The 14904-nt window shown below is 67.8% G+C and carries 14 protein-coding genes and 1 pseudogene; 4 read left to right on the top strand and 11 right to left on the bottom strand.

Translation table 11 applies throughout. The features are described 5' to 3' along the window. Window positions 1-66: 66 nt before the first annotated feature. Both ACFWAY_RS43970 and ACFWAY_RS43965 read right to left on the bottom strand, forming a co-directional pair. Window positions 67-735, bottom strand: a complete 669-nt coding sequence (locus ACFWAY_RS43970; protein WP_378514925.1) for a L,D-transpeptidase — start codon at window positions 733-735, stop codon at window positions 67-69. Window positions 736-787: 52 nt separating this feature from the next. Continuing rightward, window positions 788-1597 (bottom strand): class I SAM-dependent methyltransferase, encoded by an 810-nt coding sequence (locus ACFWAY_RS43965; RefSeq protein WP_378514924.1) that lies wholly within the window; start codon window positions 1595-1597, stop codon window positions 788-790. 131 nt (window positions 1598-1728) lie between these two features. Here ACFWAY_RS43965 and ACFWAY_RS43960 point away from each other — a divergent pair, with 131 nt between their 5' ends. Further along, window positions 1729-3123, top strand: coding sequence for an acyl-CoA dehydrogenase family protein (locus tag ACFWAY_RS43960; RefSeq protein ID WP_378514923.1), 1395 nt, complete (start codon window positions 1729-1731; stop codon window positions 3121-3123). 13 nt (window positions 3124-3136) lie between these two features. On the opposite strand, the gene ACFWAY_RS43955 is transcribed toward ACFWAY_RS43960, so the two are convergent. The 6 genes from ACFWAY_RS43955 to ACFWAY_RS43930 all read right to left on the bottom strand — a co-directional run bounded on the left by ACFWAY_RS43955 (window position 3137) and on the right by ACFWAY_RS43930 (window position 7812). Beyond that, entirely contained in the window at window positions 3137-3487 is a 351-nt protein-coding gene (locus ACFWAY_RS43955; protein ID WP_378451618.1) for a hypothetical protein, read from the bottom strand. A gap of 25 nt (window positions 3488-3512) precedes the next feature. Further along, window positions 3513-4082: a mismatch-specific DNA-glycosylase gene (locus ACFWAY_RS43950; RefSeq protein WP_378514922.1), complete on the bottom strand. Its 570-nt coding sequence runs from the start codon at window positions 4080-4082 to the stop codon at window positions 3513-3515. A 65-nt stretch (window positions 4083-4147) separates the two neighbouring features. After that, window positions 4148-5131: an SDR family NAD(P)-dependent oxidoreductase gene (locus ACFWAY_RS43945; RefSeq protein ID WP_378514921.1), complete on the bottom strand. Its 984-nt coding sequence runs from the start codon at window positions 5129-5131 to the stop codon at window positions 4148-4150. A gap of 6 nt (window positions 5132-5137) precedes the next feature. Further along, on the bottom strand, window positions 5138-7066 hold the full coding sequence (htpG, locus tag ACFWAY_RS43940; protein ID WP_378514920.1) for a molecular chaperone HtpG: 1929 nt from the start codon (window positions 7064-7066) through the stop codon (window positions 5138-5140). 152 nt (window positions 7067-7218) lie between these two features. Next, a complete protein-coding gene (locus ACFWAY_RS43935; RefSeq protein WP_087556750.1) occupies window positions 7219-7431 on the bottom strand; it encodes a DUF4287 domain-containing protein in 213 nt (70 codons plus the stop codon). 87 nt (window positions 7432-7518) lie between these two features. Continuing rightward, entirely contained in the window at window positions 7519-7812 is a 294-nt protein-coding gene (locus tag ACFWAY_RS43930; RefSeq protein WP_378514919.1) for a hypothetical protein, read from the bottom strand. Between the two features lie 38 nt (window positions 7813-7850). Here ACFWAY_RS43930 and ACFWAY_RS43925 point away from each other — a divergent pair, with 38 nt between their 5' ends. Next, complete coding sequence (locus tag ACFWAY_RS43925) at window positions 7851-9497, top strand: alkaline phosphatase D family protein (RefSeq protein ID WP_378514917.1); 1647 nt, start codon at window positions 7851-7853, stop codon at window positions 9495-9497. Window positions 9498-9500: 3 nt separating this feature from the next. Here the strand turns inward: ACFWAY_RS43925 and ACFWAY_RS43920 are convergent, their stop codons facing one another. Further along, window positions 9501-9971, bottom strand: a complete 471-nt coding sequence (locus ACFWAY_RS43920) for an SRPBCC family protein (protein WP_378514916.1) — start codon at window positions 9969-9971, stop codon at window positions 9501-9503. Window positions 9972-10110: 139 nt separating this feature from the next. Between ACFWAY_RS43920 and ACFWAY_RS43915 the strand changes: the two genes are divergently transcribed. Next, window positions 10111-12138 (top strand): elongation factor G, encoded by a 2028-nt coding sequence (locus tag ACFWAY_RS43915; protein ID WP_378514915.1) that lies wholly within the window; start codon window positions 10111-10113, stop codon window positions 12136-12138. Between the two features lie 126 nt (window positions 12139-12264). After that, window positions 12265-12624: a hypothetical protein gene (locus ACFWAY_RS43910; protein WP_378514913.1), complete on the top strand. Its 360-nt coding sequence runs from the start codon at window positions 12265-12267 to the stop codon at window positions 12622-12624. Window positions 12625-12631: 7 nt separating this feature from the next. On the opposite strand, the pseudogene ACFWAY_RS43905 reads toward ACFWAY_RS43910, so the two are convergent. Then, window positions 12632-12988 (bottom strand): annotated as a pseudogene (locus tag ACFWAY_RS43905) (response regulator transcription factor); the annotation flags it as partial. Between the two features lie 20 nt (window positions 12989-13008). Then, window positions 13009-14772, bottom strand: coding sequence for a zinc ribbon domain-containing protein (locus tag ACFWAY_RS43900; protein ID WP_378514912.1), 1764 nt, complete (start codon window positions 14770-14772; stop codon window positions 13009-13011). Between the last annotated feature and the right edge of the window lie 132 nt (window positions 14773-14904).

Raw genomic sequence — 14904 nt, 5'->3', positions numbered from 1 at the left:
ACCAGTAGGCGGCGTCGACCCCGGAGCCTTTTTGGTAGCTCCAGCTACCAAAAAGGCGCACGGGCGCTACGCGCCTACGGCGATCTCGATCACCGGATTCTTCGCCGGGTCGAGCCGGCCGAGGAGTGAGGTCAGCGTGTCGCGGTCGATCGCGACGCACCCTTCGGTGGTGGTGCCGTCCGTGACGTGTAGGAACATTGCCGAACCGAGGCCGGGAATGCGGGCGGCGTTGTAGCCGATCGCGACCGCGTAGTCGTACAGCGGTCCGGCCGCGTAGAGGTTCTCACTGTTACCACCGGGGCTCGCGTCCTTCCGTACGTGCGTGTTGTACGTCGGCGAGAGCGGATTCGAATCCCACCAGTCACGTCGATCGGACTGGAAGTACGGCATCGCCGACTCGGGCGCGGGCTGTCGGCCGAACGCCTGTGACAGCGGAAAGACACCGGTCGGCGTGCGGGTGGAGAATTCGTTCGCCGCACCGAGTCCTTCCGCGCCGACGTCGGCGGGGACGGGGCCCGCGAACACCTGCCACGTGCCGTCCGCATTCCGTTCCCAGGCGGTAAGTTCGGCCACGACTGCCCCCGCGGACGGGGCGTAGACGGTGATCACCTGGTCCGAGGTGCTGGAGAAGACCGCTCGGTCCGGGGCCGCAGAGGCGCCCGGAGCGAGTACCAGCCCGATCAGCGCCACCATCAATCCCGCCAACCACAGTCGACCCACCCGTAACGTCGTCATGGGGCGAGTGTTCCATCCTCGGGCACTCGTCGCGAGATTTCCCTCCGCGCTGCTACACCCTGCAGAGGATCTCGCTGTGCAGGAGCGCGAACCAGCCGTCGTCCTGCCCCACCCACGAACGCCAGCCCGCCGCGATGCGTTCCAGGTCCGCCTCGGTGGCGAGCCCCAGCGCGAGCGCCCGGTCCGCGTAGTTCGACTGCAGCGAGCGATCGGCCCAGGACCCGCCCCACCACTCGCGATCCTCGTCGGAGGAGAAACACCAGGTGCTCGCGGTGTTCGCGACGTCGCCGAGGCCCGCCTCGTGCGCCCACGCCCGCAGGCGACGGCCCGCGTCCGGTTCGCCACCGTTCGCCCGCGCGATGTCCTTGTAGAGCGCCAGCCAGTCGTCGAGTTCCGGTGTCGCCGGAAACCACGTGAAGGTGCCGTAGTCCGCGTCGCGGGCGGCGACGATCCCGCCTGGCTTGCACACCCGCTTCATCTCGCGCAGTGCCTGCACCGGATCACCGACGTGTTGCAGGACCTGATGCGCGTGCACGACGTCGAAGCTGTCGTCGGGAAAGTCCAGGGCGTGGACGTCGGACACCACGGTCAGGGCGTTCGGGACTCCGCGCTTCGCGAACTCGTTCCTGGCGAGGGAGAGCGCCTCGTCGTTCATCTCGACGGCGGTGACGACTCCGGGTGCGACGAGTCCTGCGAGGTCGGCGGTGATGGTGCCCGGCCCGCATCCGACATCGAGCAGTGTCATGCCTTCGCGCAGGTGCGGGAGCAGATACGCGGCGGAGTTCTCCGCGGTACGCCATCGGTGATTGCGCAGCACCGATTCGTCATGACCGTGGGTGTAGACCGTCTCCTCGCCGTTCATACCTCCGACGCTAGCAACCTCTACCAGATAATGGGAAAAACATCTCACCTATCAGGATAGCGGGATCGCGAGTCCCATCAGCCCGTGAGTGTTACGTTGGTGCACAGCAACGCCGCAACCGAGGGACTGCCATGACCTTCAGCCTCGCTCTCACCCCGGCTCAGCGGGATCTCGTCGAACGAACACACGCCTTCGCGGAGAACGTGATCCGGCCGGTGGCGGCCGAGCACGACCGCGCGCAGGCGTTTCCGTGGGACGTTCTCGAGAAGGCCGCGGAGGAGGGCTTCTACAGTCCGCTGTTCTACCGCGACCTCATCGGCGACCCGACCGGTCTGTCCCTCCCCCTGTTCATGGAGGAGCTGTTCTGGGGTTGCGCCGGAATCGGGCTGGCCGTCGTGATGCCCGCGCTGGCGCTGTCGTCGATCGGGCAGGCCGCGACGCCGGAGCAGATGCTGCGGTGGGCGCCCGAATGCTTCGGCGAGCCAGGCAACCTGAAACTCGCCGCACTGTGCATCTCGGAACCCGAGGGCGGCAGCGATGTCCGCAACTTGCGGACCACCGCGACGCGCGACGGCGACGAGTGGGTGATCGAGGGGCACAAGATGTGGATCGGCAACGGGGGCATCGCCGACGTGCACGTCGTGAACGCCACCGTCGATCCTGATCTGGGCCATCGCGGGCAGGCGCTCTTCGTGGTCCCCGGCGGAAGTCCGGGTATCGAACTCGTCCGCAAGCTCGACAAGCTGGGCTGCCGCGCGTCGCACACGGCGGAGCTGAAGTTCCATCAGGTCCGGGTGCCCGCCGACCATCTGCTCGGCGGCGACGACAAGCTGCAGAACCGTATGCGGAAGGCCCGTGAGGTGCAGGAGGAGGCGGCTACCGGCGCGCCGCGGCGGAAATCGACCACCCTCGGCACGTTCGAGCAGACACGTCCCATGGTCGCCGCCCAGGCGCTGGGCATCGCCCGCGCCGCGCTCGAATACGCCACCGAGTACGCGAACCGCCGGGAGGCATTCGGCGGTCCGATCATCGACAACCAGGGAATCGCGTTTCCGCTGGCCGACCTCGCGACCCAGATCGACGCGGCGCGGCTGCTCACGTGGCGGGCGTCGTGGATGGCGGCGGCGGGCGTGGAGTTCCGCCACGGCGAGGGCTCGATGGCGAAACTCGCGGCATCGGAGGTCGCGGTGAAAACTACGGAGCGCGCACTGCAGACGATGGGCGGGTGGGGGTACATCAGCGACCATCCCGTCGAGAAGTGGTACCGGGACGCCAAGCTCTACACCATCTTCGAGGGCACAAGCGAGATTCAGCGGATGGTGATCGGGCGTGCCCTCGGCGCCGCGGACGGCGCCCCGCCCCTCCACTTCGATCAGCCGACCGAGGGATCCGCCTTCAACAGGCGGTTCGGCAGGGGCACGTCCGTGCGCACGAAGGCCGGCGAGTTCGCGATGTCGATGAAGGACCGGATGCCCGAGTCCACACAGCGACTGGCGATGAAAATCCTTGCCCCACCGAAGAAGTGAAACCCGAGGGTGGTCATGTCCAGAGGGCGGCCACCAGCACGGTGACGATGCCGAGCCCGCCGACCACGTGGACCAGGTTCGGATTCTCCTGCCCCTTCTTCTGCTTGCCCCGCACGATCTCGGCGAGCGCGACCACCACCAGTGAGAGCAGAAGCTTGACGCCGATCTTGACGTGGTTGTAGTCCTTGTCCAGTGCGGCCTCGCCGAGCCCGACCAGGATCAGTCCCGTGACGAACTGGAGCCGCGCACCCCACACCATCACCTCGGAGATCCGCGGCGCTCCGAGCACCGCGAAATAGCCGCCGACGAGGGCAGCCATGCCGAGCAGGTGGCAGACGAACAGGAGGTTGTAGACGACGGTCATCTCCGCAGCCTAGCGACCTGCCCGATCAGCCGGATACGATTCCCGCCTCGATGGCCGCCTCCCGGTACGACGCGGCCAGGGTGGCGACGGTTTCGTGGGCGTTGAGCCCGCTGGGATTGGGCACCAGCCACAACTCCGCGCCCTCGTGGTCGCGCGGCTGCTTGCCCTTCTTCGCGGCACGCTCCCCGAAAGCCGTGCGATAGGCGGTGATTCCGGCGACGGCGACCACCCTGGGAGCGGTGTCGCGGACCACGGCGCGCAGGCGCTCGGCGCCGATGGCCAGTTCCTCACCGGTCAACTCGTCCGCCTTCGCCGTGGCGCGCGGGGCCAGGTTGGTGATGCCGACGCCCCGCTCGATCAGGTGATCGCGATCCGCGTCCGACATCCCTGCCGTCGGATCGATCGGACGCTCGATGATCCCGGCGGCCAGCAGGGCCGGGTAGAAACGGTTGCCCGGGCGCGCGAAATGCGCCCCGGTCGCGGCCGTCCACAGTCCCGGGTTGATACCGACGAACAACAGTCGGCAGCCCGGTCCGAGGAGGTCCGCAACCTCCGCGTCGCGGAACGACTCCAACTCCGCACGAGTAAAGCTCACAGTCCGCCCGCCTCCGTACTCACAGTCGGCCCGCCTCCGTACTCACAGTCGGCCCGCCTCCGTACTCACAGTCGGCCCGCCTCCGTCAGCCCGGCGACGGTGTCGGCCAAGGTCTCCGCCGAATCGCGATACTTCACACCCAGTTCGCCCTCGCTCGGCCGGTCGTCCGTGTCCGGCATCCGCGTGTAGTACTCCATCGCGGCCTCCGAGATCGGGGTGTCGATGGGGACGAACCGGTCGACGGCGTCGACCAGCCTGCCCACCAGGCGCAACGCGGCGTCCGGAACCGGGAACACCCCCATCCATTTGCCGGTGATCACGCCCAGCATCTCGGCGATCCCCGCAATCGGAATCCGCGGACCACCGAGCATGTACCGGCGGGCTCCGCGTCCCGGCTCGAGGAGGGCGGCGTGCGCGCTCGCCACCTCCCGGACGTCGACCATCGTCCACGCGGCGCTCCGCCCGGGCAGACCCCGCAGGTGGACGGCGGCCTCGACAGCCTGGGCGGCTTCGCCGAACTGGTTCCCCGGACCGACGATCATGCCCGGATAGGTGATCGCGATCGGTGCGCCGTCGGCCTGAAGGTCGCGGGCGTACTGCTCCACCCGGGCCTTGCTCCGGCCGTAGGCGTCGGGAGGCCCGCACACCGGCAGTTCGGGAGTGAGCAGCCGGGCCCCCGGCTGGAACAGCGCGGCGATACTCGAGACGTAGACGATCGGGTCGAGGGCGAGCTCGACCGCGGTTCCCAGCACGTTCTGCGCGCCGGCCAGGTTGGTCTGCAGCATCTCCTCCGCGCGCCGCGGGTCGACCGCGACCACGGCCGCGGCGTGGATGACGGCGTCGCAGCCATCCAGCGCGCGGCGCACGGACTCGGCGTCCGTGATGTCACCGACGACGTGATCGGACGTGTCGAGTCCGAGCGCCGCGGCACTGGTCACGAGGCGAGCAGGATCCCGCACGAGGAAGCGCACCCGATGACCGGCGTCCACCGCCGCCTTCGCGCTCCACGCCCCGACGAAACCTGTTCCCCCCGTGACCAATACCAGCAAGGTGAACTACACCGTCCTGGCGAGGCGGTTGGCGAGCATGGTGGTGAACCGGGCGGGATCCTCGAGTTCGCCACCCTCGGCCAGCAACGCCATCCCGTAGAGCAGCTCCGCGGTCTCCCCCAGCGCCGGATCCTCGTTGCGTTCGCCGTGCGCCTCCCGCAGCCCGGTGACGAGCGGGTGGGCAGGGTTCAGCTCGAGGATGCGCTTGGTGACGGGGACGGGCTGCCCGGACGCCCGGTACATCCGCTCGAGTGCCGGCGACATACTGAACGCGTCGCCGACGATGCACGCCGGTGACGTGGTCAGCCGCGTCGACAGCCGCACCTCCTTGACCTGATCGCTCAGCGCGTCGGCCATCCAGGAGAGCAGGCCGGCGAAGTCCTTCTCCTGCTCCTCCCGCTCCGATTCGTGCGCCTTCTTGTCTTCCTCGGTGTCGAGATCGACCTCACCCTTGGCGATCGACTGGAACGACTTGCCGTCGAATTCCGGCACGGCACCGACCCACATCTCGTCGACGGGATCGGTGAGCAGCAGCACCTCGAAGCCCTTCGCGCGGAAGGCCTCCATGTGCGGTGAGCTCTCGAGCAGCTGCCGGGATTCGCCGGTCGCGTAGAAGATCTGCTCCTGACCATCCTTCATCCGTGCCACGTAGTCTTCCAGCGAGGTCAGCTCCTCCTCGCTGTGGGTCGACGCGAACGACGAGATACCGAGCAACACATCCCGATTGTCGGTGTCCGACATCAGGCCTTCCTTGACCGCGCGGCCGAACTCAGCCCAGAACGTACGGTAGTCGTCAGGCCGCTCGGCCTTCAGGTCCTTGATCGTGGTGAGGACCTTCTTGGTGAGCCTGCGCCGGATGGCTCGAATCTGCCGGTCCTGCTGCAGGATCTCACGAGACACGTTGAGGGACAGGTCCTGAGCGTCGACCACACCCTTGACGAAGCGGAGGTACTCCGGCATCAGCTGGTCGCAGTCGTCCATGATGAAGACGCGTTTGACGTACAGCTGCACACCCGTCTTCCCGTCCCGCATGAACAGGTCGAACGGGGCGTGGGACGGGATGAACAGCAGTGCCTGGAACTCGAACGTGCCCTCAGCTTTCATCGGGATGACCTCGAGCGGATCGTCCCAGGCGTGGGCGATGTGCTTGTAGAACTCTTTGTACTCGTCCTCGGAGACGTCGTCCTTCGAGCGCGCCCACAGCGCCTTCATCGAGTTGATCGTCTCGGACGTCGTGGTGACCTCGTCCTCGCCGTCGCCCTCCGCGGGAACCGTGCGCTCGACGTTCATCCGGATCGGCCACGCGATGAAGTCGGAGTAGCGCTTGACGAGTTCCCTGATCTTCCGTTCCGACGTGTAGTCGTGCAGGTGATCCTCGGCGTCCTCGGGCTTGAGGTGCAGGGTGACGGAGCTGCCCTGCGGGGCGTCGTCGACCGCTTCGATCGTGTAGGTGGCCTCGCCGCTCGACTCCCAGCGCGTCGCCTCGCTCTCGCCGGCCTTCCGCGTCAGCAGGGTGACCTTGTCGGCGACCATGAACGTCGAGTAGAAACCGATACCGAACTGTCCGATCAGTTCCTCGGAGGCGGCGGCGTCCTTCGCTTCCTTCAACTTGCGGCGCAGGTCTGCGGTGCCGGACTTGGCCAGCGTGCCGATGAGGTCGACGACTTCCTCGTGCGACATGCCGATGCCGTTGTCGCGGACGGTGAGCGTGCGCTGCTCCGCGTCCACCTCGATCTCGATGTGCAGATCCGACGTGTCTACGTGGAGCTCCTTGTTGCGGAAGGCTTCGAGCCGCAACTTGTCCAGCGCATCCGACGCGTTGGAGATGAGCTCCCGCAGGAACGAGTCCTTGTTGGAGTACACCGAGTGGATCATCAGGTCCAGGAGCTGGCGGGTCTCCGCCTGGAACTCCAGTTGTTCGATTTTCGTGCTCACTTCGATTCCCTTCGACAGCAGAACCCTCGACACCAGATTCGTCGTCGGAATGATAGCCCGCGGCCGAATACCCGATTCATCGCGGCGCGAGGTCCGGATCCCGCCTCGCCAGGCCGGCGAGGCACCTCCGGCGCCGACCTGGACCGACACCGTCAGCCGGCGGCGTCTTCCTTCAGGGTGTGCGCGACCAGCGCGTTGGCATGACCGTGGCCGAGGCCGTGCTCGGACTTCAGCCAGCTCACCAACTCCATGTGCTTGGTCAGCTCGGACGACCGGATGAGCGTCTGCCATTCACTGATCGGCCGACCGTACTTCTCCTCGATCGACGGGAAATAGGACGCGGGACCCTTCACTGGTTCAGCCATGCGCGACAGGTTACCGGCACCCGCCGACACATACTGTCCGACAAGCATCTTCGGGGGTGACGGCGCTCAGGCGAGCCAAGCACACCGTCACCTCGCAAGGCGGTCCAGCAAAAGTGCATACCGGTCGCGGCCGTGCCGTGCGAGCGCTCGCACGCGCGCATCATGGATATGCGGTGCCGCGGCTTCGATGATCGCGCACACTGCGGCCTCGCGCTTGCCGACACCCTGCGCCTCGGCGAGGAGCGTGAGCGCACGCTCCTGCTCGTCCGTGAGTCGCAGGATCAGGACCATGCCGATCACGATACCGAGTTCGTAGACTTGATTGTTCTTACGTGCAGAAGCGTCCTCGCGGGCGCGCAGGGGTCCGTAGGCTGATCGCATGTATCTGTCACGCGCGAAGAATCCGGCAGGGTGACGTCGTGGCGGAGCTGATTCTCGGACCGCTGCTGAGACATGTCGGCACGTGCGATGCGACGGTGTGGGTCAAGACGTCGGAGGCGTGCACCGTCAGGGTCCTCGGCCACGAGGAACGCACGTGGAACGTGTCGGGCCACCACTACGCACTCGTCGTCGTGGAGGGTCTGGAGCCCGGGTCGACCACTCCGTACGAGGTGACCCTCGACGGCCGCCCGGTGTGGCCGTTGCCGAATACAGTCCCGTCGATGATCCGCACCCTCCGGGAGGACGACGACACGCTCGTCCTGACATTCGGGTCGTGCCGATTCGCGACGATGTCCACGACGGAGGACAACCGGCACCTCGGCGCCGACGCCCTGGACGCGTACGCGGTGCGGATGGCCGAACAGTCCCCGGATCGGTGGCCCGACGCCCTGCTGCTGCTCGGGGATCAGGTGTACGCCGACGAACTCTCCCCCGATACCGAGGCCCGGGTCGCCGAGATCCACGACATCAACGAGCCGCCGGGGCCGCAGGTGCGCAATTTCGAGGAGTACACCTGGCTCTACGCCGAATCGTGGTCGGACCCCCAGGTGCGCTGGCTGATGTCCACGGTGCCGACGTCGATGATCTTCGACGACCACGACGTCCGGGACGACTGGAACACCTCCGAATCCTGGCGCGACGAACTCGAGGCCACGTCGTGGTGGGAGGAGCGCATCGTCGGCGCGTTGTCGTCGTACTGGGTGTACCAGCACCTCGGGAACCTGGCGCCGAGCCACCTCGCCGAAAACGAACTGTATCAACGGGTTCGGAAGCACGGCGGTGACGTCGAGCCGATGCTCCGTGAATTCGCATCTGCCGCCGACGAGGAAGCGGACGGGGCCAAGGGCACGCAATGGTCGTATCGCCGGGACCTCGGGGTCGCGCGGCTGCTCGTCATCGACTCGCGGTGCGGTCGTGTCCTCTCCGGCGGTCGCCGCGAGATGGTGTCCGACCCCGAATTCTCCTGGATCGAACGTCAGACCGAGGGCGACTACGACCACCTGCTCGTCGGGACGTCCCTGCCGTGGTTGCTGCCCCGCGCCCTCCACGACCTCGAGTCCTGGGACGAACGCCTCGCAGCCGGATCCCGCGGCCCGCGAGTGGCAGCCTTGGCGGAGAAGATCCGGCGGGGGGCGGACCTGGAGCACTGGGCGGCGTTTCGCGACTCGTTCGACCGGCTCGCCCGCCTCTTCGCCGAGGTCGGCAAGGGCCGCCGGGCCGGGCCGGGTGGCCGGGCGCCGTCCACCATCTCGGTGCTGTCCGGCGACGTCCACCACGCCTACGTCGCGCAGGCGCACTACACCGAGCAGTTGCAGTCACTGGTGTATCAGCTGACGTGCTCTCCCCTGCACAACTACGTTCCGGCCGCCATGAAGGTGACGTTCCGGATCTCGTGGCGGCGCGCCACCGAACGGACCGTCCGCTTCATCCTCGGCCGGGTGTCGCGGGTGCCACCCGTTCCCATCGACTGGTCGAAGGTCGCCGGACCGTTCTTCGGCGACCAGGTCGCGACGCTCCACCTGAACGGACGGACCTCCCGCCTCGTGATGGAACAGGCCCACAACGACAGCGGCGGCACGCCACGATTCAAGACCATGACCGACCTCGAGTTGACGACGGAATAAGGACTACTGACGCTGCTCGGCCGCCGCCTTCAGCTGTGCGAGGCCCTTCTCGAAGTCCTTGCCCACCATCTTGTCCATCGGGAACAGGACTCCCACGATCTTGAAGAAGCGGTTCGTCTTGCCGGTCATCTGCCAGCGGACAGTGGTCCCGGCGCTGTTCGGCTCGAGGAGGAACGTCGTGACGTTGTCCGCCTTGAACGGTTTGAGGAATTTCAGGTCGAGCACGACCTTCGAGCCGGGCACCGACTCGGTGATCACCATCGACCCCGCCCCCGCCTTGCGATTACCCTCCCAGGCGTAGGCGGCGCCGACACCCGACTCCGGGCCGGAGTACGTGCGCCTCAGGTCGGGATCGACATCCTCCCACGGCGACCACGACTGCCACTGGCGGAAGTTGTCGAGAAGCGGCTGAACGACATCGGGGCTCGCATCGATGACGGTGGAACGTTCGACGAGGAACTCGTCCGAAGCCATGCCGGTCTCCATTCGGTATCGGGTGTGGTGGAACGAGGTCGCGCCCACCTGTCCAGGTGGAAGATAACGCCTCGCCGGCGGTCGCGCGCGCGGTATCGTCGGGAGCGACCCATACGACAGTGCTGTGGTGGGGGTAGCAGTGACGACCGAGACGGATCTGATCCGCAATATCGCTCTGGTGGGACATCAGGGTAACGGGAAGACGACACTCGCGGAGGCGATGCTGTACCGCGCCGGTGTCGTCACGCGGCCCGGCCGTGTCGAGAGCGGCAACACCGTGCTCGACACCCAGCCGGAAGAGCACGACCGCACGCAGTCGCTGGCGCTCGGCCTGGCCTCGTTCTCGTGGGGCGATTACCGGATCAACCTACTCGACCCGCCGGGTTACGCCGATTTCGTCGGCGACGCGATGACCGCTCTCCGGGTCGCGGACGTCGCCGTGTTCGTGATCGACGGCGTCAGCGGTCTGCAGGTGAACGACGAGTTGCTGTGGCAGGCGGCCGGGGAGCGATCCATCCCTCGCATCCTGTTCGTGAACAAGATGGACAAGGAGCGGGCGACGTTCGACGTCGTCCTGGCCGGGATCCGCGACCATTTCGGGTCCGGGGTCGAGCCGGTCGACCTGCCCGTCGGCGAAGCGTCGGCGTTCACCGGGGTCGCCGATCTCCTCACCGAGCACGTCATCCTCTACGACAGCGGGTCCGCGAACACGAGCGACGAACTGCCCGCCGACATCGCCGACCGCGAGCACGAACAGCACGAGCATCTCGTGGAGGACGTGGTCGAGATCGAGGACGACCTGCTCTCGAAGTATCTCGACGGGGAGGACATCTCCGTGGCCGAACTCGAGCACGCGCTCCGCGCGGGTTTCGCCGCGGGCTCACTATGGCCGGTGCTGTGCGGGTCGGCCGTCGATGCGATCGCCGTCGACCGGTTGCTCGACTTCGTGTGCCGGATCGCGCCCGCACCGTCGGAGGTCCCGGGCATCGAGGTTCACGGTGACGCGGTCGCCGAGGTGCGGTGCGATCCGTCCGGAGACCCGCTCGCGTACGTCTTCAAGACGCAGACCGACGAATACGTCGGGCAGGTGGCGTTGTTGAAGATCCTCTCCGGCACCGTGCACGCCGACGACATCCTCGTCAACCAACGCACCGGCGCGAAGGAACGCCTGCACAACCTCCTTCGCGTCCTCGGCAGCAAACACACCGCGATCGACACCGCGGAGGCGGGCGACATCGTCGGCGCCATCAAGCTCACCGACGTCTCGACGGGCGACACCCTCGCGCCGATCGGGTCGTCCCTCACCGTTCCCCCGATCGTGCACCGCCGCCCCGTCTACGGAATCGCCGTGGCCGCCGAGAGCGCGGGCGACGAGGACAAACTGGCGACCGCCCTGTCCGAGCTCGTCAGCGACGACCCGACGCTGGAGGTGACCCGCGACAGCGAAACCCACCAGACGGTGGTCCGGGGCGCCGGCGACGTACACGTGCAGGTGGCGCTGACCCGGTTGAAGCGGCGCTACGGCATCACGCTCCAGACCGAACCGGTCAAGATCGCCTACCGCGAGACGCTGCTCGGACCGGTGGAGACGGAGGGTCGTCACAAGAAGCAAAGCGGCGGCCACGGCCAGTTCGGGGTGGCGACCGTCCGTTTCGAGCCGCTCCCCCGCGACGAGGGCTACGAATTCGTCGACGAGACCCGTGGTGGAGTGATACCCAAGTCCCTCATCCCCGCAGTCGGCAAGGGAATCGCCGAATCGATGGGACGCGGAGGCCGGCACGGGTTTCCGCTCGTCGACCTGCGGGCCACCGTTCTCGACGGCAAGCATCACTCGGTCGACTCCGACGATTTCAGCTTCCGGATGGCGGGGGCGCTCGCCCTCCGTGCGGCCATCGACAAAGTGGGCACCCTCGTCCTCGAACCCGTCGACCACGTCGAGGTCACGGTGCCGTCGACGCTTCAGGGTGACGTGATGGCGGATCTCGGACGACGGCGGGGCCAGATCGAGGGCACCGAACCGGCAGGGGACGGCGAGGTCACCGTGATCGCGTCGGTGCCGACGAGCGAGGTCACCGACTATCCGGTCGCCCTGCGCTCGATGACACACGGACGTGGCCGTCTCGCACTGAGTTTCAAGTGTTATCAGGAGCGGCCCGAACCGCGCTGACAGTGTCCTTCCAGCGTGCACGCAGCGTTTTCCCAGCCTCCCGCGGTGTAGTGGTGTCTCACTCACACAGAAGGGAACGGCATCGATCATGCGTCACAATTGGTTCGCGGCATCGGTGGAGCGGCGTTGGCTGTCGGTCTCGCATGCTCCGTCGTCGCGTGTAGTTCGGGCGAGTCGTCGTCCGGCACTTCGTCGACCGACACCAGCAGCACCGCCGTGGAGGGCGGCGCCACGCCTGCGGCGATGAGCGACGAACTCCAGGCGTGCCTCGAGGAGAACGGCGTACCCGCACCGCCCGACCAGGCCGGTGGCGGGGCACAGGGCGGAATGGCGCCGCCCAGCGGCGAGATGGCACCGCCGGAGGGTGGCGACGGTTCGGCCCCGCCTCAGGGTGGAACTCCGGACGTGTCGAGCGCTCCTCCCGGGGTGGACAGTTCGACGTGGGCGGCCGCGCAGGAGGCTTGTTCCGGCACAACCGGTTCGTGAGCCGCCGCTATTGCCCGCGACCGGCCCGCAGCCGCGCGGCGAGTTCCGCGCGGCTGCGGACCCCGGCCTTCGCGTACACCGATTTCAGGTGGTCCTGGACGGTGTTCACCGTGATGCCGCGGCGGTCCGCGATCTCGGACGTCGCGTAACCGGCCATTACGTCCGCGCGCACATCACGCTCGCGTGCGGTCACCGCATAGGCCGCGAGCAGCAGTCCTGTGATCTCGCCGCCGACTGCGGGTTCGAGGGTGACCACCGTCTGCGGCTCGTCGCCGCCGATCAAGGCCGTTGCGCGCACCAGAATCCAGCCGCCCTTCGCGTCGCGCACACGCGCCTTGAAGATCCCCGATCCGCTGGATCGCGCCGCAAGACCACGGTCAGCGTCTACGTAGATCTCATACTATCTGCCACTGGTGTGGCAGGCGTTAGAGATGGACGTGTGTCACGGCTACCCGTATCACCGTGCGGTGGTGTGGGTTTGACCGTGTCCCACACCGACGCTTGTGGTGCAGGAACATGCTGTTTCGGATTCACCCCCGACGGCTGTGTTGCGGTGGGCAGGCTGCGGCGGACCCGGCGGTGCCGTGGCCGACGCGGGGTGGGAGCGTGTTTGTCTCGCGACGGCCGTACCGGTGCGTGCTCGGCGACCCGGATCGCGGGCAGCTGCCCACGCCGCCTCCTGGCTTTGTTTCTGCCGAGCAGTGCGCGTTTGGCCAGGTTCACCCCCGCGACGTGGTCCCGGTTGCCGCCGACCCGGCAACCGGAACACCACGCGGTGTGATAGCCGTCGGGGCGGGCAAGTGGTTCGTCGCAGCCAGGACACCACGCGGACGATCCTCGGGCGGGCACCGCGACCACCGTGATGCCGACACCGGCGGCGGTGTGCGCGAGGGCCGCGGCCGCTTGGCGGCGGGCGGACTGTGCGGCCCGGTTGTTGTTGACCCGTCCGTGGCCGCGGGTCTCGAGGGTGGTGAGATCTTCCACCGCGATCAGCTGCGCGTGGGCGTCGGCGGCGTAGTCGGTGACCTGGCGGCCGAAGTGGAAGGCGAGTTCCCGGTTGATCTTCCCTCTCTTGACACCCACCGCCTCGCGGTGGGCGTCGAGGACGGCGATCTTCTCCTCCAGCTGGGCGCGGACCTCGGGTGGGGCGGCGGCGGCCAGTTGGGTCAACCGGGCCGCCTTCCGGTGCAGCAGCTCGCCCTCGGCCTGCAGGCGCGCCAGTTTGATCCCGAGGCCGCGGTCGTCGTAGGTCCAGCCCCGGTAGTCCGAGGACAACCCTTCAGGGTTGTCGGCGATGGCGGCGGCACCGAGAGTGGATGGGGACCAGTCGACCCCCACCGCGACGGTGGCCGAGTTCGGGTCGTTTGCGGGGACGAGTTCGGTCGCGGCGCATCGCCAGAGCAGGCCCTTCCGGTCGAGGATCAGGGTCGGTAGATGCCAATCGGTGATCGCCCTGCCGTACAGGTGCTCCGGGATGGCGGCGGTCAGCCGGACACTGCGCCACTGCGCCCGCCCCGCCGGGAACGGGCTGGTGGGCAGTTTCACCGTCAACACCAGCTCACGGCCTGTCGCGGTGATCTGTGCGAGCTGCCGATCGGCGGCCGACAGCCGTGCCATGGCCGCCATCCGGGGTGGTTCCTGCAGGTCGGTGATCCGCAACCGGCCGGCCGATGCCCCGTCGGTGCGGCGGGAGTGTGCGATGAGCTGACGTTGCACGCCCCGGAGGAAGCCCGCCGATACAGAGTCGCCCGGCCCGGTCGGCGGCGCCACAGTGCCGGTGGCCGGGTCGAATCGGGCCGACAGTGCCGTGACCGCGGTATCCCGATAGGCCAGGGTCCGCAGGGTCGCCATCACCTGCGCCGTCACTACCCTGCTCACCCGCGACGGCACATACACCGCGTCCGGATAGCTCGGGTTCCAGCCGAGGCGGGCCGCGGCGACATGCCCCTGCGCGGGCAGCCTGCGGTCCTGTCGGTCACGCCCGGCGGCGAGCACATCGAACGTCGCCGGCTGCCACAGCCGTGCCACCAACTCGTCACCGGCCGCGGCGATCAGGTCCAGCAGCCACCCCACCCGGGTATCGACATCATCGAGTCCGATCGGCTCACCGGTCGCGTCGTCGACCGCCACATGGGCGCGGGTGGTCACCGCGAACTAGCGCGCCACCGCCAACCCAGACTCGTGCTCCCCCATTCCAGTCATCGGTCACCCCTACCCCCACCGTGCTGCGGCATCGCCCCGGCGCCTGCGCTGATCCCGCTTCGACCGCAGCCGGCAGCA

The sequence above is a fragment of the Rhodococcus sp. NPDC059968 genome (genome assembly GCF_042738615.1).
Classification (GTDB): domain Bacteria; phylum Actinomycetota; class Actinomycetes; order Mycobacteriales; family Mycobacteriaceae; genus Rhodococcus_F.
The sequence above is the reverse complement of the archived record's forward strand: the minus strand, read 5'-3'. Positions and strand labels throughout refer to the sequence as shown.

Excerpts from the sequence above, each read along its gene's own strand:
- ACFWAY_RS43965 (WP_378514924.1), bottom strand. The coding sequence starts at position 1,597 with ATGAACGGCGAGGAGACGGTCTACACCCACGGTCATGACGAATCGGTG.
- ACFWAY_RS43930 (WP_378514919.1), bottom strand. The coding sequence starts at position 7,812 with ATGCGATCAGCCTACGGACCCCTGCGCGCCCGCGAGGACGCTTCTGCA.
- ACFWAY_RS43960 (WP_378514923.1), top strand. The coding sequence starts at position 1,729 with ATGACCTTCAGCCTCGCTCTCACCCCGGCTCAGCGGGATCTCGTCGAA.
- ACFWAY_RS43935 (WP_087556750.1), bottom strand. The coding sequence starts at position 7,431 with ATGGCTGAACCAGTGAAGGGTCCCGCGTCCTATTTCCCGTCGATCGAG.
- ACFWAY_RS43970 (WP_378514925.1), bottom strand. The coding sequence starts at position 735 with ATGACGACGTTACGGGTGGGTCGACTGTGGTTGGCGGGATTGATGGTG.
- ACFWAY_RS43955 (WP_378451618.1), bottom strand. The coding sequence starts at position 3,487 with ATGACCGTCGTCTACAACCTCCTGTTCGTCTGCCACCTGCTCGGCATG.
- ACFWAY_RS43920 (WP_378514916.1), bottom strand. The coding sequence starts at position 9,971 with ATGGCTTCGGACGAGTTCCTCGTCGAACGTTCCACCGTCATCGATGCG.